Here is a 22,662-nt window from a genome sequence, read left to right on the forward strand (position 1 = left end):
TCTCAGCCGTCGGTGCGGTCGACGGCGAACAGTCCTTCGAGGGCCGCCATCGCCGGCTTGCCGGCGGACCCCCGGGGGATCTCGGGGACGACACGGACCAGGCTGGGAATCTTGTACGGTGCGAGCCGGCCGGCCAGGAAGCGTCGTGGCCCCGAGGGGTCCAGCGAGTCGTCGGCGGCCAGCACGGCAGCCAGGGCGGGCACGCCGTGCCGGTCCAACACCTGGAGCACCACGGCGTCGCGGACACCGGCAGCCGCCCGCAGGGCCTCCACCACCTCGGTGGCATCGATCTTCCGGCCGCCCACGTTGATCACCCGGTGGCTGCGTCCACTCAGGAACAGGCTGCCGTCGGCCAGGTAGCCGCGGTCACCCGTGCGGTAGTGACCGTCGTCGGTCATCCGGCTCTCCAACAGCCCCGGGGCGTTGAGGTAGCGGGTGCCCATGGACTCGCTGCGTACCTCGACGGGACCCGGGTTCGCCCTGGTCCCCGCGCGCAGCAGTACGCCCGGCAGCGGCCCACCGAGGCCCAGGTCGGTCAGTGGATCGGTGGCGAAGGTGAGCGGGCCGGCCTCCGCGGCGCCGAAGTAGTTCCGCAGCGGCACCCCGGTCGCCTCGACGAACCGGTGTTTCGTGCCGGGATCGAGCGGTGCCGCCGACGAGATGGCCATGCGTAGCCGGCTGAACGAGCCGTCGGTCACCGGTCGGCGTACCAGCGAGTCGTAGAGTGCGGGAAAGCCGACCAGCCGGGTGGCGGCGCACGCCGCGACCGCCCGGCCCACCGCACTGCCGGACGGCAGACCGTTGGGCAGGTGCAACCGGGCGCCCACCAGGAACGCCGACAGCAGCGAGGTGTTGAAGGCGAGGCCGTTCGACAGGGACGCGAAGCAGGCGATGCTGTCGTCGGCGTCCAGGCCCGTCCCCGTCGCCCAGTTGACTGCGGCCCGGTGCACCGCCTGCCCGCGGAACTCGATGCAGTGGGGCCGCCCCGTCGAGCCGGAGGTGAAACGGCAGACCTCGGTCTGCGGGTCGAGTGCGGCGCGACCGGCGGACGGGGCGCCGGTGACGGTCAGGGTGCCCAGCTCACCACGCGGGGTGCCCCAGCCGGGCGCGGGGGAGTCGTGCACCAGGAGGTCGAGGCCGCAGTCCTCCCGGATCGCCGCTGTCTCCTGCACCCCGCTGACCCGGTCGATGAGGAAGGGGACCGCGCCGCAGCGGAGGGCGGCCAGGTAGGCGACCACGTAGGCGACACCGTTGCCGGCCCGGATTCCGATGCGGCCACGGTCTCCACCCGGCAGCAACCCGGCCAACGTGTCGGCCCAGACCGCACTCGACCGGATGAGCTCACGGTAGGTCAGTGTGGTCTGCCGGTCGGAGACCGCCGGCCGGTCGCCGTGCCGTCGGGTGGCGTCGTCGATCACCTCGATCAGCATGTCTCAGGCCTCGTCATGGGCGTAGGCGCGTTGCAGCCGGTCGAGCTTGACCGCCACGACGCCGGCCTGACCGACCAGGGCCACGTACAGGGCTTCGTCCCTCTGCGGCAGCGCACTGAGCCGGTGCCAACCGGCGGCGTCGAACCCGCCGATGGTGGTGATCGCCAGTCCCGCGTCGGCGGCACCCAGACACAGCAGGTGGGCCAGTACGCCCGCCCGGAACAGGGCCGCGTCCACGCCGTCGATGCCGAGCTGGAAGATGGCGTCCCGGGGGGCGTGGAAGACCACCGCCGCAGCGGCATGTCGGAGGTGCTCCTGACCCATGCAGATACGCACCAGTTCGTCACCGTCGACCACGTGCTCCGCCACCGGCTCCGGGGCGAGCGTCCCGTCGTACACCCGGTAGGCCCCGGCCGCCAACCCTGCCACCCGGCGGGCGAGCACGGTGATGCCGAACGTGCCGGTCACGGGAAGGTCCCACGGCAGGCGGGTCCCCGTGGCCCTCAGCGCCCGGCGGACGTCGCCCACCGGCACCGTCTCGCCGGTGAAGTCCTTGGCGGAGCGTCGTCGCGGCGCCGCCACGGCCAACTGTCCGGCGACCGGGCCGGCAGCCGCCACCCGGGCTGCGGTGAACGACCCGGCGCCGCTGTCCGCGACGGGCGTTCCCGGCTGCGGTCGGGCCGGAAGACGTTGCCAGCACTGCTGTTCGGGGTGCTCGGGCAGCGTCTGCCTCAGCGGGGCCCCGTGCTGGTCGACGCAGGCCCAGCTCTCCCGAGGTGCGGACGACCCAGCGGTCGGCGAGTCCAGCCACAGTGCGCTGTGGACGAAGCGGCAGCGGCCCGGCAACCCCAGCACCTGATCCAGCGGACGAACCTCGCGCGCTGTCAGGCCGCGTGTCCGCTCGAAGCGCGACTGAGCGAGACAGAGCAGATGTGTGCTCAGGTGGGCGGCGTCCAGGTGTGCGTAGAGGTAACCGCGGTCGCCGTACTTCCGCATCGATAGCCACGGGCGCACGTTGGTGAGCAGCAGGGTCCTGCCGGGCCCCGGCAGCGGCAGGCCACCAGGCCACTCGGCTGGTCGGATGCGGCACTGCAGATGGACCGACCGGCGTGCGGCGTCCACCGCGAAGACCGCCAGTTCTCCGGCGTGCTCCGCGACGACCGCGTGCTCGTACGGGTAGAGCGCCCCGGCCGAGGGCACCGAGATCCCACCGTGCCGGGACCCCCGGCAGGCCACCTCGAGAAGTTGCAGCACCGGATGGAGCTCGGCCGGTACCGGGATGCGCCCGGGGCGTGGCGCGTCGGCGGCCGGCGCCGCGAGCGCCATCCGGTGCCAGAAGGCCACGACGTCCGGCTCGGCCTCGGTGGAATGGCGGGCCAGCGACGCCGGGAGGCCCCGGTCGCCGTCGAGACCGTCGGCGAGACCCCCGGACACATCTTCGCGAGTGTTCCAGGAATTGTGGTACGCGACCGAAGATCGATCCATCAGCAGTCCGCTTCTCGTCTGCCGGCGCCACAATTCAACCATGCCGCAGGAGTGGCGGATGGTGTGCGCCGAGATGCGTGTGGAATTGCTTGTCGGCCGACCGCTGAAACAGGTCCGGCGCGAAATCAACCATGCCAGACCAACTATTGGCGGTCCAGCCCGGCAACTGCGGGATTCCGCAGTTGTACGGATGCGGTCGCGGTCAGTGGGTCCGCGACAGGATCGTGAGCAGTGCCTTCTCCAGGTCGTCGGCCGAGGCGGGCCCGATACGCCGGGCCCGCCACGCGACGAAGTCGTCCGGGCGCACCAACAGGACGCCGGACCCGTCGATCCCCACCGAGGCGGCCCACGAACCTTCCGGGTCCCCGCCGGACGTCTGGTCGATGCAGTGCACCGCCAGCCGCAGACCGAGCCGTCGGCTGACCTCGTCCGCCACGGCGTGCCATGCCTGACCCTGCGGGCCGGCGAACAGGGTGAGCCGGTAGTCGACCAGGTCGAGGGTCGACACGGTGGCACCGTCGTGCCGCAACCAGCGGTGCGGCAGGCGGGAACCGGGTGCGCCGTCCAGGTCGAGCTCGACCTCCTCGGTCGAGGGCAGCGCCGGCACCGGATCCAGCACCGCTGTCGACGCGTACCGGTAGCCGAGGTGCACCACGGGCGCGTGCAGGGCACCGGCGTCGGCGCGACGTCGCGCCCCGGCACTGCCCGTGGCCCAGTGCAGGGACGGGTCCGCCAGGCGCAGCGTCGACTGTTCCAGAGCCGTCCGGGCGACCGGGCGGCGCTCCGCCTCGTAGGTGGCCAGCAGGTCGGGCCCGGCTGAACCGGCCAGCACGTGCGCGATCTTCCAGGCGAGGTTGTGCGCGTCGGCCACCCCGGTGTTCATGCCGAACGCGCCGACCGGCGGCACGACGTGCGCGGCGTCGCCGGCCAGGAAGACGCGGGCGGCGCGGAACCGATCGGCCAGTGCGGCCCGTACCTGCCAGGTCAGCGTGCTGATCACCGCCACCGGGAGGTCGGCGCGGCCGACTGCGGCGCGGATCAGGCTCCGACACCGTTCGGGCGTGAAGTCCTCGGCGTGCTGGCCGGCGGTGGGCGAGTACCGAACGACGTAGAGCCACTCGCCCCGCCCGTCCACGGGCAGCAGGCCACCGGCCGCCTCCGGGGTGGTGATGTCGCACATGACGAACGGTTGGCCCTGCGTGAACTCGTCGAGGTCTGCCTGGAACAGCACGCTGACCAGCGGATCGCCGATGGCGCCCCGGCCGGTCACGCCGATGCCGAGGGCCTCTCGCACGCCGCTGCGCGCGCCGTCGGCGGCGACGAGGTAGTCGCAGGCCACCTCGTACGGCCCCTGTGGGCCGGTCAGGCTCACGGTGACCCCGTCCGGTCCCTGCTCGAAACCGGTGAGCTCGGTCGAGAACTCGAGGCGGGCTCCCAGTGCCCTGGCGCGGTCGATGACCACGCGGTCGAGCCGTCCCTGCGGGCAGGTGCCCCGCAGGATCTGCGGCGTCGTCCGCCGGAACGGCTCGGCGCGGGGGGGCGCCTGCCGGGCCAGCGCGGGCAGGTCCGCCTCGGCCAGGGTCGGTGTGCTGATCATCTCCAGGTTGCCACCCGACATGTCCACGCACAGGCGGTCCACCTCGTCGGCGATCCCGGCGGTCCGCAGCAGCTCCACCGTCCGGGGCCCGATGCCCATGGCGCGGGGGTGACGCAGCGGTGCGGGATGCCGTTCGACGAGGAGCGTCGAGACCCCCGACCGGGCCAGGAACATCGCGGTGAACAACCCGACGGTGCTGCCTCCGACGATCACGACATCAGTTTTTCGAGGTGCCACGGGATCTCCTTCTCCGAGTCCATGCGGTTGCCCTGCCGTGCCAGCGATAGCGGTTTTCGCGGGGCGCGTCAACTGGTGTTCAAAATTGCGTGCGGGTGATCCGGACAGGTATTTCCGGCTGTTACGGTGCCCCTGCGTTCGGCGCGAACGTCAGCCCGATCCTCGCCCTTGCGGCTGCTGTCCCTCTTTCCGCGGAAGGACCATTCGCCTTGATGATGAACGAGGTCTACTTCGACTCGGTCGGCGTCCGTCTCGGCCGTAGGCTGGACCTCCGCGAGGCGGTCGCGGACGGCCGCTACCCGGACGCCGAGTACGTGGGCAACGCGCTGCTCGCGGTGTGCGTGTCGGACGACGAGTTCGCACCCGACCTGGCCGTCGCGGCCGCACGGCAGGCCCTGGACCGGCGTCAGCCGTCCGCTGCGGACGTCCGGCTCCTGCTGCACCACGGCACGTACTTCCAGGGGCAGGACGTGTGGACGCCGTCCTCGTACGTGCAACAGCAGACGATCGGCGGCAGCGCTCCCGCGATGGAGATCGACCAGAAGTCCAACGGAGGTCTGGCCGGTCTGTTGATCGGCGCGTCCTTCCTGTCCGCCTGTCCGGACGACGCCACGGTGCTGATGACCACCGGCGAACGATTCTGCCTCCCCGGTTTCGACCGATTTCGTACGGAGAGCGGGACGGTGATGGCGGACGGTGGCACCGCGCTCCTGCTCAGCTCCCGGCCCGGCTTCGCCCGGGTGCTGTCCTGTGTGCTCAACGCCGACCCGTCGCTGGAGGCGATGTATCGGGGCACCCGGCTCAAGGACGCGCCGCACGCCGGGGACAAGCCCCTCGACCTGCGGGGCCGCAAGGCCCGGTTCATGCGCAAGAACCTCGACGATCTCGAGGACATCTCCCAGCGGATCGCCAGCGGGTTCTGCGACACGATCGGTCAGGCGTTGGACGAGGCCAAGGTCGCCGCGGCCGACGTGCGGCGCTTCGTCCTGCCCAACAACGGTCGCACGGTCCGCTGGTGGACGATGCTGGCCGAGATGGGTGTCCCGGACGACCGGACCACCTGGGAGTTCGGGCGTCGGGTGGGACACCTCGGCGCGGGGGACCAGGTGGCCGGTCTGGAGCATCTGCTGACCACCGGGTGCCTGGCCGTGGGTGACCACGTCGTCCTGGCCGGGAGTGGCTACGGCTTCAACTGGGGCGCGGCCGTCCTGGAGATCGTGACGATCCCGGACTGGGCCCGATCCTGACCGTCCGGTATGTCTGCCTTTCGAAAGGAGCACCATGTCTTTTCCAGCCCTGGTCGAGCCTGCGGCCGCCCTTCCTGACGGCGAGGCCGCTCGGCAGGCGCACCAGCTGATCCTCGGCGGCTTCGGATCGACCGGTCAGCGGCGACTGGCGGCCGGCCGCGTTCTCGTCGTGGGCGCGGACGAGGTCGGTGGGCTCGTCGCCGCCCACCTCGCCGACTCGGGCGTCGGTGTCATCGGCGTCGTCGACGCCGCGCCCCCACAGCCCTGGGACGATCACCTCGGCATTCCGGACGGCGGCTGCGCCACCCGCGCCGAGGCGTGGGTGACCGCTCTACGGCGGACGCGTCCCGCCCTGCGGGCCGAGGTGGTGCCCGGGCGCTTCGACCTCGCGAACGCCGAGTCCATGGTCGACTCGTACCACCTGGTTGTCTGTGCCGGCGAGGACGCCGCCCGTTGTCAGCTCGTCGACGACGTGTGCGCCCGAGCCGGGATCCCCTTCGTGTGGGGCGAGCTGGACGGCGGCCGGGCTCGCCTGTCGGTGTTCTGGGACGGGCAGGGGCCGGGCTTCCGCGATCTGCACCACGAGCGGCCGGCCGCCTACTTCCGGGGCATGTCGGGGACGCTGCGGTTGTGGGGCGGGTGGTTGGCCGGGGCCATGAGCATGGAGGTGGTCAAGCTGCTCACCGGCACCGGTGAGCCGCTGGTGGGTCGTGTGATGACGTACGACGCGACGCTGGGTGAATGCTCGGTCCGGCCGTACGAACGCCGGCCCGGTGTGGACCGGCCGGCCGAACTGACTGCGGCGGAGCCGTTCTTCGGTCTGTTGTCACCGGCGGCGGCCGAAGCCGCCCGGGGCGGGACCATCTCGGTGCTCGCCCTGCGCGACCTGGTGGCAGGCGGCGAGAAGTTCGCGTTGGTGGACGTACGGGAGCCCGAGGAGTACGACTACGTGCACCTGCCCGGCTCGACGTTGATCCCCAAGGGCGAGTTCTTCAGCGGGGACGCCACCGAGCGCCTTCCGCGCGACCGCCGGGTCGTGTTGATCTGCCGGTCGGGGATCAGGTCGGCGGAGGTGCTGGCCCTCGTGCACCGCAGTGGTCTCCCGGACGCCGTCCACGTCGGAGGCGGGATCCTCGCGTGGGCGCACCAGCTGGATCCCTCCATGCCGGTCTACTGAGGGCGGCCCGCGCCGCTGCTCTGCTGAGGGCGGCCCGCGCCGCTGCGCCCGGGGTTCACCGTCCGGGCGCAGCGGCGCGCGTCGACCAGGGTTACGTGCTGGCGACCTGCTGGATGAACGCCGCCACCCGACTCTTGATGCGCTCCACCTTTTCCGGCACCGTGAGCGTCTCCTCCATCCGCAACCCTGGCGGGAGGGCTTTGAGCCCCCGCACGTAGAGGGAGCAGTTCAGGTCGGCGCACATGTACAGCCCGACGGTGTCGCCCTTGCGTCCGGCCGGACCGGACTTGCGCGCTGCCATCAGCGTGACACCACCCGAGCCGTGGGTGGTGAGGCACAGCGAGCACATGTTGCGCTGCAGGCCCGGCAGCCTGTCCGGGTGTCGCAGCATCACGCCGATCGGCGCGTCGTCCTCGCCCTGCTGCCAGACGAGGTAGCTGCGTTCGGGTGCCCGCGGGTCGGTCCACCCGAGGAAGTCGAGGTGCTTCCACGGAAGCTCCTCCACCTCCCGCGGTAGCGAGATGCGTCGTGACTCTCCCTTTGAGCAGTTTATGAAGGAATCGCGGATCGCGGCCTCAGCCAGCTGCTTCATGGAGCGACTGTAACAACACAAATCACCTAAGGCAAACGGCTATATGCTATAGGTAGAGAGGTGAAGAAGACCTTCATCCGGCAGGTCACCCGTCCCGACGAGGAGACACGATGAGTACGGACCAGGCAACGACAGATCAGAGCCCGCCACCGAGCCTGGACCGGGCGCTACTGGGCAAGGTGATGCTCCTGGCCCTCGGAGGATTCGTCGGGCTGCTGGACAGCACCATCATCGGGGTGGCCGTACACAGCCTGTCGGCTGCGTTCTCCGCCACCCTGGCCCAGACGCAGTGGGCCTCCACGGCCTATCTGCTGGCGATGGCGGTCGTCATCCCCGCCACCGGGTGGGCGACACAGCGCTTCGGTTCGGCAGCGACCTGGGTCGCCTCGCTGAGCGTCTTCCTGGTCGGCTCCCTGGCCTGCGGGCTGGCCTGGTCGCTGGGCAGCCTCATCCTCTTCCGCGTGGTGCAGGGCCTGGGCGCGGGCATGCTGTTCCCGCTCATGCGCATCCTCGTGGTGGAGATCGCCGGACGGGAGCGGATGGGCCGCGCCATGGCCGTCATCGCCATTCCGGTGCAGATGGCACCCATTCTGGGGCCCGTGGTGGGCGGGGTCCTGATCGAGAGCCTGTCGTGGCGCTGGGCCTTCCTGGTCAACGTGCCGATCGTGCTGGTCGCCGTGATCCTGTCCGCTCGCCACCTGCCCAACCGCAAGGGGCAGGACGCGCCACGACTCGACGTCTTCGGCCTCGTCACGATGGGTCTGGGCATCGCCGGGTTGCTCTACGGGCTGAGCATGCTCGTCGACGGAACCCCACCCACCGCCGTGCGGGTCTGGGCACCGCTGCTGCTGAGCGTGGTCTCGCTGGCCTGGCACGGCATCCGGGCGAGCCGCGCCACGCGTACCGGAGTCGTCGAGTTCGACCTGTTCCGGGATCGCGCCTTCACCGCCTCGACGGCGATCACCCTGCTCAACAACGCGGCCCTGTTCGCCGTCGTCTTCCTCGTCCCGTTGCTCCTACAGGAGGGCGACGGCCGCGGTGCGGTCGACGCCGGCCTGGCGCTCGCTCCACAAGGCGCCGGGATGCTGGTCGCCGTGCTGGTCGTCGGCAAGATGGTGGACCTGAAACACAACTCCCGGGTGATGGTCCTCGGCGGGCTGGCGGTGGTCGCGGTGACCACCGTCCCCCTGGCCTTCGCCGAACCCGGATCGGCGCAGTGGCTGATCGTCGCCGCGCTGTTCGTCCGTGGTATCGGCCTGGCCTTCGTGGTGTCACCCACCATGCTGACGCTCTATCACTCCCTGAGCCAGGAGCGCGTCCCGGCCGCCACCACGGCGAACGCGATCATCCAGCAGATCGGGGGCGCGGTGGGCACCGCGGCAGTCGCCCTGCTGCTGCAACCGCTGACCCGGCAGCAGGGCAGTGAGCTCGGCGGCTTCCACGCCACCTTCTGGGTGGTCGTCGGGGTCGTGGTGCTGACCGCGGTGCCCGCGATGTTCCTCCCGGCACGGCGCAAGCCGGTCGTGAGCTGAGCCGGGCGGCCGGGTGGCGCAGCCGGTCACCGGTGTCCACGGACACCGGACCGGCTGCCCACCCGGTGCCGCGACGAGCAGGCCCGGCTGCGGAGCCGGACGGGCGTACGCGGTCCTCAGGCGTGCCAGGCGGACACCACCCGGGCGGCCTGGTCCCCGTTGAGCCGTGGATCGCAGAGGGTCGTGAACGGACCAGCCGGTTCGTTGCCGGCGACCGGCACGCACTCGGCGACGGTGTTGGGTGTCGTTTCCAGGTGGAGTCCCCCGGGTACGCCCTTCCCGGCGAGGACCGCCAGTTGAAAGCGTTCGACCTCGGCGACCACGTCGGCCACGGAGCGCGTCTTGCGACCGCTGGGGCTACGGATGGTGTTGCCGTGCATCGGATCGCAGAGCCAGATTGCCGGATGCCCCGCCCGGCGTACGGCTCGGACCAGCGGCGGCAGTGTGTCGGTCACCCGGCCCGCCCCGAGCCGCGCGATCAGCGTGAGCCGGCCCGGACGGCGCTGCGGGTCGAGCTTCGCGCACAGCTCGAGCAGTTCACCGGAGCTGATTCCCGGGCCGACCTTGCATGCCACCGGGTTGTCGATGGCCGCCATCACCTGGACGTGGGCCCCGTCATGACGCCGGGTGCGCTCACCGATCCAGGGCCAGTGCGTCGAGGTCAGCAACGAACTGCCGCCGGGGGCCCGCCGCAGCAGGGGAATCTCGTAGTCGAGCAGCAGCGCCTCGTGACTCGTCCACACCGGGTCGACACCCGCCTGCCCGGGGTGGCGGCCCAGCAACTCCAGATGCGCCAGCACGGCGCGAGACATCCGATATCCGTGGTACAAACGCACCGGGTCCGGGGAGCGGTCCGCCATGGTGTGCCCGGGGCGGTTCACCAGCGCCCCGCGGAAGGCGGGCAGGTCCACACCGTTCACCCGCTCGAACGGCTCGGAGCGGGGTTTGGCCAGTTGACCTGCCAGTCGTCCGACCCGCAGGACCGGTAGCCCGGAACCAGCCGTCATCAGGGCGGCGAGTTCGTCGATCAGACGGATCCGGTCGCGGACGTGTGTGGCCGTGGCCTCCCGGGGATCCTCGACGCAGTCACCGCACTGCAGGACGCGACGCCGGCCGTCGGCGACCTCGGCCAGCAGGCGACTCAGCTCCTCGACCTCAGGCGAGGTGACCAGCGGTGCGCTCCAGGCCAGGGTGGCGCGGGCCCACTCGAGCAGGTGGCGGTTGCGCCAGACCGGTTGCTGGTGCGGCGGTTCCTTGAATCCCCGCCACACGTCGCGCAATCCGTCCGGCACGCGGATCTCGTCGTCGGCGAGGACGTCGTACCGGAATGCCTTCTCGGTCACGGCAGACTCCTTTCAGTTGCTGAACGTCGTGCTGATCGCCGTCGTCGAGCGATCGATGACAGGACTCTTCGGGTGGGCGAGTGCGTAGTTCCGCACTTGGACGTGCGCGCTGGACGGTCTGCCCGGGTCGGGCCGGGATGTTCGCCGGCCGGCTGCGCTCCCGCCGGGCCGGCTGCGCTCCCGCCGGGCCGGCTGCGCCACCGCCGGGCCGGCTGCCTGGCAGGCGGTGGCGTCGGCGCCGGGGTCGCCCCGACGTCCCCACGCGCCAGCAGCGGCGGGGCGTGCTGCGGGTCAGGCGAAGGCCTCGAAGCCGAGAGGTTCCCGGGCGAGCAGCCCTGCCAGGTAGGTGGCCACGGCACTGCCCTCGGGATAGTTCCTCGTCAACCGGACCATCTGCCGGGTGCTGATGAAACCCATTCGCCAGGCGATCGCCTCCAGGCAGGCGACGGGCTCGTTGCGGTGCTGGAGCAACTGCACGACGTTCCCGGCGGCCAGGAGGCTGTCGTGCGTGCCGGTGTCCAACCAGACCGCTTCCGGTCCGAGACCGACGATTCTGGCCCGCCCCTCACCGAGGTAACGATTGTTGAGATCGGTTATCTCCAGTTCACCGCGGGCGGAGGGTGCGAGTGCCCGCGCGTGATCCACGACGTCGGGAGTGTAGAGATAGAGGCCGGTGACCGCCTGGTTCGATGACGGGGAAATCGGCTTCTCCGCCAGTCGGACCAGGCGCCCGTCGCGGTCCAGTTCGGCGATTCCGTACCGGGTGGGATCGGAGACGGGGTAGGTGAACAACGTGCAACCCGACACCTGCTCGGCTTCTGCCCGAAGCAGTGGGCCCAGGTCGGTGCCGTGGAATATGTTGTCGCCCAGCACCAGGCAGACGTTCTCGTCGCCGATGAAGTCGGCGCCCAGGAGAAATGCCTCCGCCAAGCCGCCCGGCCTTTCCTGGACGGCGTACTCGATATTCAGTCCGAGTTCCGCTCCCGTCTCGAAGAGTTGTTGGTAGAGCGACAGGTGGTCAGGGGTGGAGATGATCAGGACGTCCCGGATGCCGGTAAGCATGAGAACGGACAGCGGGTAGTAGATCATGGGTTTGTCGTAGACCGGCAGCAGCTGTTTGGACAGGGCCTTGGTTGCGGGCCTCAGCCGCGTACCCGAGCCGCCGGCGAGAACGATACCGCGCATATTTCAACCTCTCCAGGAGAAGATGGTCGGTGGTGAATCGCCACCAGTTGTTTCCGCCGGCACCGACTCTGTCGGCACCATTCGACCGTTTCGGTGGGGCTGTTGCGCACCCGGTCACGTCGCAAGCCACGTGATCGAGAGAAGTCGATTGATCTTGGCTCGACGTCCGCCGTGGCTCCGGTGGTCCCGACACCCGGTGCGCCCTCGCCGGGGTGCGTGGGACCAGTGCGGGTTCGGTCAGCGGCGATTGGTCGGCGTCGCTGCCGGACAGCTGGGTCCCGGGTGGCTGTTGAACATCGACGTGCTCCGGGCAAGGTGATTTCGATCATGGCCCGAGTGGATTGCCTGATGCGGCGGAGTTCTTCGCCAACTGCACCGTACCGACTCTTCTCGGCGGTGTCCTCCAGCCGTTGACGACAGCTTGTCAAAGTTACGGCGACTCATGTAGACCAATTTGTGGCCCGTAGCGGCCGTGGCCCCGGGCGGACAATGGAACGAGGAAGAGGTGGCTCGATGTGCCCTCTCACCGTGAAGGACGATCGACGTCCTTTGGAGGCCCTGCTGGACCTGCTGGAACGGCACGAAGAGGCGCAGGTCGGGGCGGCGGCTGCGATCCGGTCGGTCCGGGCGAAGGTCGCGGCCCTGGCGACATGTGGATGGCCGGTCACGGCGGGCGCCACCGGTATAGAAGAGGTGGCGGGCTGGTCGCGGATGGAAGAGTTGCTCAAGAACGCTGCGGTTCACGCCGCCGGTGAGATGATGTGGATGGATCCGCCGGCACCGGCCCAGCAGATTGTCACCGACGCCGTGAATCGCCACCGTACGGGCATTGACGCCGGGCTGGTGATCCGAGTGATCCGACAGAATACCTCCGTCGGCGCCGCACGGATCGCGGGACCATTGCAGAAAATGGCTTCGGTCAGCGTGCAGGTGCGCAGCACACAGCTCGTTCCGTTCCGTTTCCTGGTCGTCGACGACGATCTTGCCCTGATCTGGCCGACCGGTCCGGGCAATAGGATTTCCGGCCACCTGCTCGTACGACAGGAAACTGTCGTCGCGCTGCTGCGACGCGTCTTCGAGTTCTGCTGGAGTACCACCACGGAAAGCCCCACCGCCATGACGCCGGGCGTCGCACCCGACGATCGGGACCCGATCGTCCGGTACACCTCCACCGACCTCGTCGACAGCCCGTTGCGCCTGACGGAGCAGCAACTGATGATCCTGCGGCTGTGGGCACGTGGCCGGCCAGACACCGCGATCGCCCGCGAGTTGCAACTGTCGGCCCGCACCCTGCGGCGGCTCGTCTCCGCGCTGCTGCGGAGGCTGGGCACCAGCAGCCGCTTCGAGGCCGGAGTGGTGGCCGGCCGTATCGAGGGCCTGTTGGACTTTCCGTCGTAACCGATCGTCGACGACAGCTCTGGGGAGAAGACATGGACAGAGGTACCACGCGCGCTGTGCTCGTCACCGGCGCCAGTCGCGGGATCGGCCGGACCATCGCCGTACGGCTCGCAACGGCGACGACCGTGGTCGCCGTCCACTACCGTCGCGACGACGCGATGGCTGCGGAGACGGTGGACCTGATACGTGACCGGGGTGGGACGGCGTTCGCCGTCCGTGCCGACTTCGCCCACGACTCGGGTCTGGACGTGCTCCTCGACGGACTGGCAGCGGGTCTCCGACACCACACCGGCGACACCGCGCTCGACGTGCTGGTCAACAACGCCGGGGTGGGCTGCCGGGCGGATGTCGCCAAACTCGTCCCGGAACAGCTCGACCGGGTGTTCGCGATCAACGTGTGTCTCCCGGTGTTCCTGGCGCAGCGGGCCCTTCCCCTGATGCGCGACGGGGGTCGGATCGTCAACATCTCCTCGCTGGCCACCCGGGTGGCGCACCCCGAGATCGTCGGTTATGCGATGAGCAAGGGGGCACTCGAGGTCTTCAGTCAGGCACTGGCCGAGCAGCTCGGTCCGCGCGGGATCACGGTGAACAGCGTCGCTCCCGGCCTCATCGACACGGAGTTTCACGGTGACCGCCTGCGGCAGCCGGGAACGGCGGCGGAGCTGGCGTCGAAGGCCGCGCTCGGCCGGATCGGTCAGGTGGACGACGTCGCCGACGTGGTCGCCTTTCTGGCGTCCGATGCCGCACGCTGGATCACCGGTCAGCGCATCGAGGTCGCCGGCGGGACCTCGCTCTGAACCGGGAGTCGCCAGGCAGTGGGCGCGGCACCCCGATCGTGCCGCTGTCGCCCGCGACATGGTGAGAATGTCCGCATCCGGCCACGACCGGCAATGGTCAGATGCGCGCCTGTACCGGTCGGCGGCGGTCTGGCAGCCTTACCCGTGAGCCGCCCACCGATCGCCCCCGGTCGCCGGCGGTTCGATGTCATCACGATTCTGGAATACCAGCGCGGCTGACCGTCGGCACTGTTGCCGCCTGCCCCGCGCACCGGCCGCCTGATGCGGTCCGCCGGGGTCGTACGCCCTGTACAGCCAACCGCGTCGAACCATGGTCGAGACCGTGCCCCGACCGGGTCGGCCGGAAGAGACCGAATGTGGTCGGTCGGTCCTCACTTCGGCGTTCACTGAGGAGATCCGTTGACTAGTGGTGCTGCGCGGCCAGGCGGTGGTCGCCTCGAATCGTTGACCGGCGCGCGATTCGTCGCCGCGTCGATGGTGTTCCTGTTTCACGTGGCGACACTGCGGCTGTTCGCCGATGGCACCGGTGTCTCCGGTGCGCTCACCTATGCGACCAAGAGCGCCGCCACCGTCGGCGTCTCCTTCTTCTTTCTCCTCAGCGGCTTCGTCCTCACCTGGTCCGCCCGGCCCGACGACACGTACCGTGGGTTCCTGCGGCGACGGCTGGTCAAGATCTATCCCAACCACGCGGTCACCTTCGGGCTGGCGATGCTCGTCTTCGCCGCCGCCTCCACACCGTGGTCCACCGCGCTGCTCAATCTGCTGCTGTTGCAGGCATGGGTGCCGAAGCCGGACGTCTTTCTCAGTGTGAACGGCCCCAGTTGGTCGCTGTCCTGCGAGTTGTTCTTCTATGCGATGTTCCCCCTGCTGCTGCCCCGGCTCGCCCGGATCAGGGCCGGGCAGTTGTGGGCGTGTGCGGCCGGCGTCGCCGGTACGGTGATCGCGTTGCCCGTGCTCGGGTCGCTGCTGCCGGCGTCACCGCGGTTCCCGGAGGGCTTCGCCGGCACCGTGCTGGCCGACCAGTCCGTCGACCAGATGTGGTTCCTCTACGCCTTTCCGCCGGTGCGGCTCCTGGACTTCGTACTCGGGATGCTGATGGCGAGGATCGTGCTGACCGGTCGGTGGGTGGGCCCGGGGCGGGGCGTCGCCTTCGCGCTGACCGTCGTCGGTTACCTGGTCGGTCTCATCGTCCCGATGACGTACACCGTCAACGCGGTCCTCATCGTGCCGTTGGCGCTGCTGGTGCCCGCACTGGCGGTGGGCGACGACCGCGAGGGCCGGTCGTGGCTGAGCAGCCCGGTCATGCGTCGGCTCGGGGAGGCGTCGTTCGCGTTCTACCTGGTGCACGAGATCGTCCTGGTCGTCATGCGGGCGGGCATCGGCTTCGACCGTGACCTCGGACGGGGTGCCGGCCTGCTCTTCGTCGCCCTCGCCTTCCTTCTCAGCCTCGGCCTGGCCGTTCTTCTCCACCGCCTCGTCGAGTCACCTGCGATGCGCCGGTGGGGCCGACCGCCGCAGGGCAAGCGCATCGAGACCGACGCCGCCGTCCGGGTCGAACCGTCGTAGCCGACGCGCCCGGCATGCCCGCTCATCCCCGTCAACGAAACGTGAGGAATCGTCATGCGCTTCTTGTTCGTCACGGGTGGGAGCCCGGCCACGGTCTTTCCGCTGACGCCGCTGGCCACCGCCGCGCGCAACGCCGGTCACGAGGTGATCGTCGCCTCGACTGAGGAGACGCTGCCCGCCATCGTCGGCGCCGGCCTGCCGGGCCTCTGCGTCTCACCGGTTCCCATCCGCCACCACATCACCACCGATCGCTCCGGCGCTGCGATCACGGAACCGACCGATCCGGAGGCTCACATGATCTACATCGGTCATGCCTTCGGCCGGTTGGCGGCGGCCTGCATCGACCCGCTGCTCGACTTCGCTGCGCAATGGCGACCGGACGTCGTGGTGGGCGGCATGCTCACCTTCGCGGCGCCGCTGCTCGCCAGCAGGTTGGGCGTACCCTACGTGCGGCACTCCTGGGACACCGGTGAACCACCTGTCGTGGATTCGGCCGCCGAACGGGAACTACGCCCGGAGCTGGAGCGCCTCGGCCTGGCCCGGCTTCCCGTTGCCGACCTCTGGATCGACATCTGCCCGCCGAGCCTGCGTCCGGCCGACGCCGGCCCGGCCCAGCCGATGCGGTTCGCACCGACGAACATGCAGCGCCCACTGGAGCCGTGGATGTACGTCCGGGGCGAGCAACGCCGCATCGTGGTGACAGCCGGTACGAAGGTCGCCCGCGGCAACTTCTTCGACTACCTGGTCGACCTCGTCGGCAAGGTGAAGACGGTCGGGGCCGAGGTCGTCGTGGCGACGCCGGCAGCGGTCAGCGACGAGCTGTCGCAACGGCTCGGTGTGCGGGCCGGCTGGTTGCCGCTCGACGTGGTGGCCCGCAACTGCGATGTGCTGGTGCACCACGGTGGCGGCGGCACGGCCCTGACCGGTATGGCGTGCGCCGTGCCGCAGCTGCTGATACCGAACATGCCCAAACTCCTGGCGCCGTCGCGTCGTCTCGCCGACTCCGGTGCGGCCGTCATGCTCCTGCCGGGCGAGGACACCGCCGAGGCGATCGCGGCCGGGGTCGACCAACTGCTCCACCAGCCGATCCACCGAGAACGTGCGGCGGTGTTGTCCCAGGAGATCATGACCATGCCGTCAGCGGCCGACGTCGTGGACGTGGTGGAGAAGTTGTGCTGAGGCACCCCGACACCGTCCCGCCGGCCCGGTCAAAGGCGACGGCGTCCCGTCCGTTCCGCCGTGGAATCGACCCACTCTGGAGGACCAGCCCTCATGTATGAGGATCAGTTCCGAGGTCAAGTCGCCATCGTCACGGGTGCGGCCGGCGGTATCGGGGAGGCTGTCGTCTCCGCCCTCTGCCGGGCCGGTGCCTCGGTGGCGGCCCTCGACGTCGACGGTGACCGCCTGTCGGCGCTCTTCGGTGCCCGCGACGACGTGCCCGGCACCGTCACGCAATTCACCGCCGACGTCCGCTCCGCGGTCGAGGTCGAGGACACGGTGGCCGCAGTGGAGGAGCGACTGGGCCCCGTCGTCTTCCTGGTGAACTGTGCCGGGGTGCTGCGGGCGGCGACCGCGGTCGAGCTGACCGAGCGGGACTGGGACGACACCCTCGCGGTCAACGCCCGCGGTGTCTTCCTCATGTCGACGGCCGTCGCCAGGCGGATGACGCCGCGCCGACGGGGCAGCATCGTGACCGTGGCCTCGAACGCGGCCGGAGTACCCAGGGTGCGGATGTCCGCCTACGCCGCATCGAAGGCGGCGGCGACCGCCTACACCAAGACGCTCGGGCTCGAACTGGCCAGCAGCGGCATTCGCTGCAACGTGGTCGCCCCGGGCTCCACCGACACGGCGATGCTGCGGGGACTGTGGGGCGGTGGTGACGGCACGTCCGTGTCCGTCGCCGGTGTCCCGACCGAGTACCGCGTGGGCATCCCGCTCGGCCGCCTCACGACCGTCGCCGACGTCACCAACGCCGTGATGTTCCTGCTGTCCGACCAGGCGGCCAACGTCACGATGCACGACTTCTACGTCGACGGTGGCGCCGCCCTCGGGCGTTGACCCGTCCGGACCAGGGAGATGAACTTGGACACCACCACTACGCCGTACGCGATGCCGGACCCCTGCGAACTACCCGCCAACACGGCCGGCTGGCGGCCCGATCCGCGCCGAGCCGTGCTGCTGGTGCACGACATGCAGCGCTACTTCCTGAGGTCGTTGCCGGCTTCGGGTCAGCCCGGCGGGGCACTGATCGCGAACACCGCAGCGCTGCTGCGCCGTTGCCGACAGCTCGCGGTGCCTGTCGTCTACACCGCGCAGCCCGGGGACATGACGCAGGTCCAGCGCGGACTGCTGCGGGATTTCTGGGGCCCCGGCATGACCGCTACCGCACAGGACCGGCAGATCAGCGACGAACTGGCCCCGGGTGAGCGCGACACCGTGTTGACGAAGTGGCGCTACAGCGCCTTCCACCGCACCGCACTACTGGATCACCTCCGCGACGTCGGGCGGGACCAGCTGCTGGTGTGCGGGGTGTACGCGCACGTCGGATGCCTGATGACAGCGGTCGAGGCGTACTCCCACGACATCGAGACGTTTCTCGTCGGCGATGCGGTGGCCGACTTCTCGGCTGAACACCATCGGATGGCCCTGCGGTATGCGGCCGACCGGTGCGCCGTCGTGCTCTCCACCGAGGCCGTCCTCGCCGAGCTGGGCCAGCGGTCGGTGCCCGCAGAATCCGTCAACCCTATCGAGGGGGAGCTATGCCGTTCGACGATGGACGTTTCGCCCGGTTGATGGATCAGGTGCTGGGGGCGGAGCCGCCGGCGTTCGCCCTGTTGCATCGGCCGGAGGCCGTGGGTGGCCGGGTCGAGCTGCTCGTCGGTGACGTCGGGTGCGTGCGTACGCTGGCCGACCTGCCGTTGCCCCGGTTGACGGGGCCAGGACAGCCCCGGCACGACCTGTTGGCCATGGTGCCGTACCGGCAGCTCACCGAGACCGGGTTCGAGTGCCACGACGACGGTGCCCCGCTGGTCGCGATGACCATCCGTGAGCAGGCGGTCGGTTCGGTGGCGGCCACGTCGAGGTTGCTGCCCGACGGCGTGATAGACCTCGGCACCCCGCAGTTCGACATCGAGGACGACGAGTACGCGGAGATCGTGCGCCGGGTGCTCGTGAACGAGATCGGACACGGCACGGGTGCCAATTTCGTCATCAAACGCACACTCACCGCGCCGTTGCGCAGCTCGCCCGTCCAGACCGCGCTCACGGTGTTCAACCGGCTGCTGGCCGACGAGCGTGGCACGTACTGGACGTTCGTCATCCACACCGGCTCCCGCACGTTCGTCGGCGCGACACCGGAGCGACACCTCAGTCTCTTCGACGGCACCGCGATGATGAACCCGATCAGCGGGACCCTGCGTTACCGGCCCGGTGGACCGGCGCTGTCCGAGGTGCTCGACTTCCTGGCCGACCGCAAGGAGACCGGGGAGCTGTACATGGTCCTGGACGAGGAGTTGAAGACGATGGCCCGGGTCACCGACCGGGGCGGGCGGGTGGTGGGTCCCTTCCTGAAGGAGATGGGCAACCTGGCGCACACCGAGTACCTGATCGAGGGGTCGACGTCACTCGACGTGCGGGACGCTCTCCGCGAGACGATGTTCGCGCCGACCGTGACGGGCAGTCCGGTAGCGAACGCCTGCCGGGTGATCAGGCGTTACGAACCCGACGGGCGGGGCTACTACAGCGGCGTGGCGGCACTGTTCAGCCGGGACGTCAACGGCGGTCGCTCACTGGATTCGGCGATCCTGCTGCGTACCGTCGAGATCGTGGACAGCCGACTACGGATCACGGTCGGTGCGACGCTGGTGCGTGACTCCGACCCGAGGCTGGAAGTTCTCGAAACGCACGCCAAGGCGCAGGGTGTGTTGCGTGGACTCGGCGTGGCCCCCGGGCCCGACCGTACGGCGTCCGCCAGGTCGAGCCTCGCGGGTCACCCCGCGGTACAGGCGGCGTTGGCGGCGCGCAACACCGACCTGGCGCGTTTCTGGTTCGATGACCGGGACGGGCGCACCAGGGTGCCGCAGGTCGCGCAGCTCGTGGGGCGGCGGGCGGTGATCGTGGACGCGGAGGACTCGTTCACCGCCATGCTGGCCCATCAGTTGCGCGAGTTCGGGCTACAGGTGACCCTGTGCGGGGCCACGGAGCCGTTCCCCCGGGAAGAGGCCGACCTGGTCGTCATGGGGCCGGGCCCGGGCGACCCGAACAACCGCGACGACGTACGGATCGACCGTCTGCACACCCGCATCCGGGATCTGCTGCACGCCGGTACGCCGTTCCTGGCGGTCTGTCTCAGCCATCAGGTCCTCGGTTCGCTTCTCGGGCTCGACCTGGTGCGACGCAGACGACCCAACCAGGGCGTCCAGCGGGACATCGAGTTCTTCGGCCGGCGGGTCCGGGTCGGGTTCTACAACACCTTCGCCGTCCGCAGCGCCGACGACCATCTGTGGCCGGCCGGGGTGGGGCCGGTGGCGGTGAGCCGGGACCCGCGGACCGGTGAGGTGCACGGGTTCGTCGGTCCACACTTCCGGTCGGTGCAGTTCCATCCTGAGTCGGTGCTCAGCACGGACGGCACCTCCATATTGGCTGAGATGGCCACGTCCGTGCTGTCCGGATCCGTGCACGAACTGGCCGCCGTCGACACGTCACGTGGATGACACTGATTTCATCGCCGAGGGGCAAAGTGTCCACAATTCTCGTCGCCGGTGGCGGCATCAGCGGGCTCGCCGTGGCCCTCGGGCTGTCCCGCCAGGGCCGGCACCAGATAGAGGTCTTCGAGCGCAACGCCCAGTTCGCCGAGCTCGGAGCCGGAATTCAACTGGCCCCGAACGCCTTCCACGCACTCGACCTGCTCGGTGTGTGCGATCAGGTGCGGTCGCGGGCGGTCTACATCGACGAACTGGTCCTCAGAGACGGCCGGTCCGGGGAACGACTGGTGACTCTGCCGGTGGGGGCCGACTACCGGCGACGATTCGGTAATCCGTACGCCGTGGTCCATCGGGGTGATCTGTACGCGCCGCTGCTGGCCGCGTGCCGCGCCGAGGAACGGATCCGGCTCAGAGCCGACAGCCCCGTGGTCGGGTACCGCACCTCCGACGAGTCGGTCGTCTGCGAGCTGGCCTCCGGTGAACAGGTGGTGGGCGACGTCCTGATCGGTGCGGACGGGATCCGCTCCCGGGTGCGGCACCAGCTCGTCGGTGACGGTGAGCCCCGGGTCACCGGGCACACCATCTTCCGCTCCGTGGTCCCGACCAGCTCCGTCCCCGCTGAACTGCGGTGGAACGCGGTGTCCCTCTGGGCGGGCGAAGGTTGGCACCTGGTCTCCTACCCGATAGCGGGTGGGCGGGAGCTGAACATCGCCGCAGTTCGTGACGACGGAGCCACCCGGGCGGTCAGTGGTGAACCCGTCGACCAGCACCTCGTACCGGCCGCCTTCCCGGAGGCGGGAGGGCAGGCACGCCGGCTGCTGCACCTCGGCAGACGGTGGCGCAGGTGGGTGCTGTGCGACCGGCCGCCGGTGGCGCGGTGGGTGCAGGGGCGGGTCGTCCTGATCGGCGACGCCGCCCACCCGATGCTGCAGTACGCCGCCCAGGGCGCCGCGCTGGCGTTGGAGGACTCCGTCGTCCTCGCCCGGTCGCTGAGGTGCGACCCCGACGAGATCCCGGGCCGCCTCCTGCACTTCAACGAGGTACGCCGGGAGCGCACCTCCCGCGCGCAGGAGGCGGCGCGGTGGTTGGGCGATGAGCTGTACCACCCTGCCGGCGTCCGGGCGCGGACACGGGACGCGATGCTGAAGTCGATGACCGCCGACGATCTCATGGAGGCGGTGTCCTGGGTGCACGGTTTCCGGCTGGGCGCGCAGGAGGCGTCACCCGCACCGCCGTGACCGGCACCCGGCGGTCACCGCCACAGTGTCAGCCAGAGATCGGCTTGGAACCCGGACACTCGCGGGTCGAAGGTGACGGTGCGAATCTCGACCAGGGCGAGAGCGTCGTCGTCCGTACGTGTGCAGAGCCAGAGGCCGGACCGTGGTTCGACGACTCTGATCTTCCTGTCGGACGGGGCGGCTTCGTCGCACTCCTGCGCCGTCGAGGGTTCGTGCGGCACGGTGGCCATGCCCAGATAGAAGATCATCCGCAACGTGCCCTCGTCGCAGTAGTCGTAGAAGGCGAGGTCCCGGGCGTCGCTTGAGGTGCCCACCCCGGTGGGTCCCGTAGCGAGTGTCACGGCTGGACGGTCCGCGTCGACCGTCGACCGGGTCGCCGTGTTCTTCGTCCTCCAGTCGGAGGCGCACCGGCCGGCGACAGCCGTGAGGCGGCGCTTCTCGTACACCAGGGAGTAGTGCCTGGGCAGCTGATGCCTGACGATGACAGCTGCGAGCAGCAGCAGCAGGAGTAGTAGTAGCGCGCGGACGGTGGGGGACTTCAGAAAACGGCGGACGCCCGACTCGGACGCGATTTTCAGATAGGACTCGACGACGTCGTCCATCGTCCTCGACCTGGCCAGTTGGTCGGCGATGTGTGGCCCGTCCCAGATCTGCAGATCGATGCCGTATGCGGATCGTGCCCATTCCTGGAGTTGGTGCTGTTTGGCGATCTCCATTCCCTGGGCCAGGAAGAAGATCACCCGTTGCACCGGTCGTCCGGTGGTGCATGCTCCTTTGACGTCACTCTTGACCTTTCGCGAAAGGTCGTTCTTCTGGATCGTGCAGCAGAAGGCGAGGTCCCCGTCGGAGGAGGAGGTCTCGCTCCAGTAACTCTCGCCGTCGCGCCCCTGGTCCCCGCCGGCGCTGACCGGGCCGGTGGAGATCCGAACATTCGGGGCGATGAACTCGCGGGTCAGGTGAAAGCAGATCTGCTCAAAATCGTGATGCCCGTTCCTCTCCCCGAGCAGGGCCAGAGCGAAGCGGATCTGCGCGGCCCGATGGATCCGGTTGACGGTCGTCAAGGCAGCCGCCGGGGCCGGCGCGTCAGCAGTCGGATGAGGTGCCGCACCACAGTGGTCATCGCTCGATCTGCCCT

The 22,662-nt window shown here is 69.8% G+C and carries 18 protein-coding genes; 11 read left to right on the forward strand and 7 right to left on the reverse strand.

Features of this window, described 5'->3' with window-relative positions:
• Positions 1–2: 2 nt before the first annotated feature.
• The 3 genes from AB0K25_RS03095 to AB0K25_RS03105 form a co-directional block, all read right to left on the reverse strand.
• Positions 3–1,430 carry a class I adenylate-forming enzyme family protein gene (locus AB0K25_RS03095; RefSeq protein ID WP_363818050.1) on the reverse strand — a complete coding sequence of 476 codons (1,428 nt, stop codon included), beginning with the start codon at positions 1,428–1,430 and terminating at the stop codon, positions 3–5.
• Between the two features lie 3 nt (positions 1,431–1,433).
• The gene (locus tag AB0K25_RS03100) at positions 1,434–2,915 is read right to left on the reverse strand and encodes a nitroreductase family protein (RefSeq protein ID WP_219465643.1); all 1,482 of its coding nucleotides are present in this window, start codon (positions 2,913–2,915) and stop codon (positions 1,434–1,436) included.
• Positions 2,916–3,117: 202 nt separating this feature from the next.
• The gene (locus tag AB0K25_RS03105) at positions 3,118–4,749 is read right to left on the reverse strand and encodes an FAD-dependent monooxygenase (RefSeq protein ID WP_363818053.1); all 1,632 of its coding nucleotides are present in this window, start codon (positions 4,747–4,749) and stop codon (positions 3,118–3,120) included.
• A gap of 212 nt (positions 4,750–4,961) precedes the next feature.
• Between AB0K25_RS03105 and AB0K25_RS03110 the strand changes: the two genes are divergently transcribed.
• Together AB0K25_RS03110 and AB0K25_RS03115 are read left to right on the forward strand one after the other, a co-directional pair.
• The gene (locus AB0K25_RS03110; RefSeq protein ID WP_363818056.1) at positions 4,962–5,996 is read left to right on the forward strand and encodes a ketoacyl-ACP synthase III family protein; all 1,035 of its coding nucleotides are present in this window, start codon (positions 4,962–4,964) and stop codon (positions 5,994–5,996) included.
• Positions 5,997–6,030: 34 nt separating this feature from the next.
• A complete protein-coding gene (locus AB0K25_RS03115; RefSeq protein ID WP_219465646.1) occupies positions 6,031–7,173 on the forward strand; it encodes a ThiF family adenylyltransferase in 1,143 nt (380 codons plus the stop codon).
• 91 nt (positions 7,174–7,264) lie between these two features.
• Here AB0K25_RS03115 and AB0K25_RS03120 read toward each other — a convergent pair whose 3' ends face one another.
• The gene (locus tag AB0K25_RS03120; RefSeq protein ID WP_219465648.1) at positions 7,265–7,765 is read right to left on the reverse strand and encodes an FBP domain-containing protein; all 501 of its coding nucleotides are present in this window, start codon (positions 7,763–7,765) and stop codon (positions 7,265–7,267) included.
• Between the two features lie 110 nt (positions 7,766–7,875).
• Here AB0K25_RS03120 and AB0K25_RS03125 point away from each other — a divergent pair, with 110 nt between their 5' ends.
• On the forward strand, positions 7,876–9,297 hold the full coding sequence (locus tag AB0K25_RS03125; protein WP_219465650.1) for an MDR family MFS transporter: 1,422 nt from the start codon (positions 7,876–7,878) through the stop codon (positions 9,295–9,297).
• Between the two features lie 116 nt (positions 9,298–9,413).
• Here the strand turns inward: AB0K25_RS03125 and AB0K25_RS03130 are convergent, their stop codons facing one another.
• Both AB0K25_RS03130 and rfbA read right to left on the reverse strand, forming a co-directional pair.
• Positions 9,414–10,640, reverse strand: a complete 1,227-nt coding sequence (locus AB0K25_RS03130) for a 3-deoxy-7-phosphoheptulonate synthase (RefSeq protein ID WP_363818061.1) — start codon at positions 10,638–10,640, stop codon at positions 9,414–9,416.
• A gap of 291 nt (positions 10,641–10,931) precedes the next feature.
• Positions 10,932–11,825, reverse strand: a complete 894-nt coding sequence (rfbA, locus tag AB0K25_RS03135) for a glucose-1-phosphate thymidylyltransferase RfbA (protein WP_219465654.1) — start codon at positions 11,823–11,825, stop codon at positions 10,932–10,934.
• A gap of 528 nt (positions 11,826–12,353) precedes the next feature.
• Here rfbA and AB0K25_RS03140 point away from each other — a divergent pair.
• The 8 genes from AB0K25_RS03140 (at position 12,354) to AB0K25_RS03175 (ending at position 21,527) form a co-directional block, all read left to right on the forward strand.
• The gene (locus tag AB0K25_RS03140) at positions 12,354–13,223 is read left to right on the forward strand and encodes a helix-turn-helix transcriptional regulator (protein WP_363818066.1); all 870 of its coding nucleotides are present in this window, start codon (positions 12,354–12,356) and stop codon (positions 13,221–13,223) included.
• Positions 13,224–13,255: 32 nt separating this feature from the next.
• The gene (locus tag AB0K25_RS03145; protein WP_219465658.1) at positions 13,256–14,020 is read left to right on the forward strand and encodes an SDR family oxidoreductase; all 765 of its coding nucleotides are present in this window, start codon (positions 13,256–13,258) and stop codon (positions 14,018–14,020) included.
• A gap of 444 nt (positions 14,021–14,464) precedes the next feature.
• Entirely contained in the window at positions 14,465–15,586 is a 1,122-nt protein-coding gene (locus AB0K25_RS03150; RefSeq protein ID WP_219465659.1) for an acyltransferase, read from the forward strand.
• A 54-nt stretch (positions 15,587–15,640) separates the two neighbouring features.
• On the forward strand, positions 15,641–16,765 hold the full coding sequence (locus AB0K25_RS03155; protein ID WP_363818070.1) for a glycosyltransferase: 1,125 nt from the start codon (positions 15,641–15,643) through the stop codon (positions 16,763–16,765).
• Between the two features lie 93 nt (positions 16,766–16,858).
• Positions 16,859–17,644, forward strand: a complete 786-nt coding sequence (locus AB0K25_RS03160) for a 2,3-dihydro-2,3-dihydroxybenzoate dehydrogenase (protein WP_219465662.1) — start codon at positions 16,859–16,861, stop codon at positions 17,642–17,644.
• Positions 17,645–17,668: 24 nt separating this feature from the next.
• Positions 17,669–18,379 (forward strand): isochorismatase family protein, encoded by a 711-nt coding sequence (locus tag AB0K25_RS03165; RefSeq protein ID WP_357532891.1) that lies wholly within the window; start codon positions 17,669–17,671, stop codon positions 18,377–18,379.
• Complete coding sequence (locus AB0K25_RS03170; RefSeq protein WP_357532893.1) at positions 18,346–20,298, forward strand: chorismate-binding protein; 1,953 nt, start codon at positions 18,346–18,348, stop codon at positions 20,296–20,298. The genes AB0K25_RS03165 and AB0K25_RS03170 overlap by 34 nt, the downstream gene beginning before the upstream one ends.
• 26 nt (positions 20,299–20,324) lie before the next feature.
• Entirely contained in the window at positions 20,325–21,527 is a 1,203-nt protein-coding gene (locus tag AB0K25_RS03175) for an FAD-dependent monooxygenase (RefSeq protein ID WP_357532895.1), read from the forward strand.
• A 14-nt stretch (positions 21,528–21,541) separates the two neighbouring features.
• On the opposite strand, the gene AB0K25_RS03180 is transcribed toward AB0K25_RS03175, so the two are convergent.
• The gene (locus AB0K25_RS03180) at positions 21,542–22,588 is read right to left on the reverse strand and encodes a hypothetical protein (protein WP_219465669.1); all 1,047 of its coding nucleotides are present in this window, start codon (positions 22,586–22,588) and stop codon (positions 21,542–21,544) included.
• Positions 22,589–22,662: the final 74 nt, after the last annotated feature.

The sequence above is a fragment of the Micromonospora sp. NPDC049257 genome (assembly GCF_040678915.1).
Taxonomy (GTDB): Bacteria; Actinomycetota; Actinomycetes; order Mycobacteriales; family Micromonosporaceae; genus Micromonospora; species Micromonospora antibiotica.